The sequence below is a fragment of the Pseudomonas sp. XP1 genome (genome assembly GCF_053557675.1).
In genome coordinates this window covers 1-1,666 of sequence record NZ_JBNRIJ010000039.1, presented here as the reverse complement: position 1 = coordinate 1,666, position 1,666 = coordinate 1, and the positions used below count along the sequence as shown (strand labels likewise).

Annotated in this window: 1 protein-coding gene and 3 tRNA genes; all 4 read left to right on the top strand. The window is 62.1% G+C overall.

All coding sequences use genetic code 11. From position 1 onward, the window contains the following. Positions 1-130 precede the first annotated feature (130 nt). The 4 genes from ACK1U9_RS22780 (at position 131) to ACK1U9_RS22765 (ending at position 1,565) form a co-directional block, all read left to right on the top strand. Positions 131-206 (top strand) — tRNA-Val (locus tag ACK1U9_RS22780). A gap of 66 nt (positions 207-272) precedes the next feature. Continuing rightward, positions 273-349, top strand: a tRNA-Asp gene (locus ACK1U9_RS22775). 99 nt (positions 350-448) lie between these two features. Continuing rightward, positions 449-525: transfer RNA gene (locus tag ACK1U9_RS22770), tRNA-Asp, on the top strand. Between the two features lie 200 nt (positions 526-725). Then, the gene (locus tag ACK1U9_RS22765; RefSeq protein ID WP_153671765.1) at positions 726-1,565 is read left to right on the top strand and encodes a DUF2242 domain-containing protein; all 840 of its coding nucleotides are present in this window, start codon (positions 726-728) and stop codon (positions 1,563-1,565) included. Positions 1,566-1,666: the final 101 nt, after the last annotated feature.

The window sequence follows — 1,666 nt, the reverse complement described above, 5'->3', positions numbered from 1 at the left end:
CCCCCGCCACAGGCAACCGCACCGCTTTTGCGCTTTTCTGAAAAAAATTCAATGGGGCTATTGACTTAGCTTCGCCACCTGCGTAAATTTCGCGGCCTCAGCGAAGCAAACGCAACAAGCAACATCGCGAGGGTGATTAGCTCAGCCGGGAGAGCATCTGCCTTACAAGCAGAGGGTCGGCGGTTCGATCCCGTCATCACCCACCACTTCCTGAGATGTTCCTGGTGCTTCAGGTTTCGCAAGAAGCCGATAGCCAGAGAGGAACGCACTGCGCAGCGGTAGTTCAGTCGGTTAGAATACCGGCCTGTCACGCCGGGGGTCGCGGGTTCGAGTCCCGTCCGCTGCGCCATTTTTCAGTATCAGATGGGTGCCTGGCACCGGTCTGAAGCCACAAGGCAAACACCTTGGGCTGATCCCAGTTTCAATCGGGCGAAAGCCTGAACGATACGCAGCGGTAGTTCAGTCGGTTAGAATACCGGCCTGTCACGCCGGGGGTCGCGGGTTCGAGTCCCGTCCGCTGCGCCATCTTCGCTTCGAGGCCCCTTGAACGCCTCGAAGCTACGACAAAGCGACCTTCGGGTCGCTTTTTTCGTTTTTGCGCCTGGCAACTGCCGCCCTTGACCCAGATTTACACGAACCTGACAGACTCTTCACCGATCAGCGGTTCCTGTGCCTGCCTGCTGTGTTGCACAATAGGCACCTTCTCGACTTACCCGGAATTCGCAATGACCAGATCTTCCGTCTTTGGTGCGCTCGGGCTGGCCCTGGTGCTGGCGGGTGTGACCGGTTGTTCCTCGAAAAAAGCCGCCGTCTACGAGCACGAGAACTTCGATGACTCGGGCACCTACTCGCGCAGCTTCCCGGTGAGCGATGCCGGCTCCTGCGAGGCCGCCCGGCGCGCCTTGCTCAGCCAGGGCTACATCATCACCAGCAGCGGCGCCAACCAGGTGGTGGGCAACAAGAGCTTCCAGCAGAACAGCGAGAACCACCTGCAGATCAGTTTCAACGTCACCTGTGCGCCAGATGTGAGCGACGAGCAGCGTTCGACCATGTTCGCCAATGCTCTGCAGGATCGTTATGCGCTGAAAAAGTCCAATACCTCCGCCAGCCTGGGCGTTGGTGTACTGGGCTCGGTGTCGATGCCGATCGGCTCCAGCGACGACTCGATGGTCAAGGTGGCCAGCGAGACGGTGACGGCGGCGCAGTTCTATGACCGTTATTTCGCACTGGTGGAGAGCTACCTGCCAAAGCCCAAGCCTAAGCAGGAGAGCAAGGCCAAGGTCGAAGAGCCCGCGCCTAAGGTCGAAGCGCCGGCGGCTGCCTTGGGGCTGCCGGAGCAGGCCGCGGCAGCGCCGGTGGCACCGCCCCCGGTGGCGGCGCCTTTGGTTGAAGCGGCGCCAGCCCCGGCCGCTGTTGCCCCGGCCAGCGAGGCGGTAGCAGCGCCGGTGCTGGATGACAGCCAGGGCTCGCAGCCAGTGGCGCCGCCAGCGGAGGCGGCACCGATCGAGGTGCAGCAGGAAGCCCAGCCTGCCGAGGCCGCCGAGACCGCTTCCCCCGCCCTTTGATAGCTTTCCTGTACCCGGCCTCTTCGCGGGTAAACCCGCTCCCACAGGTACTGCGCAGATGTTGAGAACTGCGCAGTACCTGTGGGAGCGGGTTTACCCGC

What these genes read in the sequence shown, in the direction of transcription:
- ACK1U9_RS22765 (WP_153671765.1), top strand. Translation starts at nt 726, where the DNA reads ATGACCAGATCTTCCGTCTTTGGTGCGCTCGGGCTGGCCCTGGTGCTG.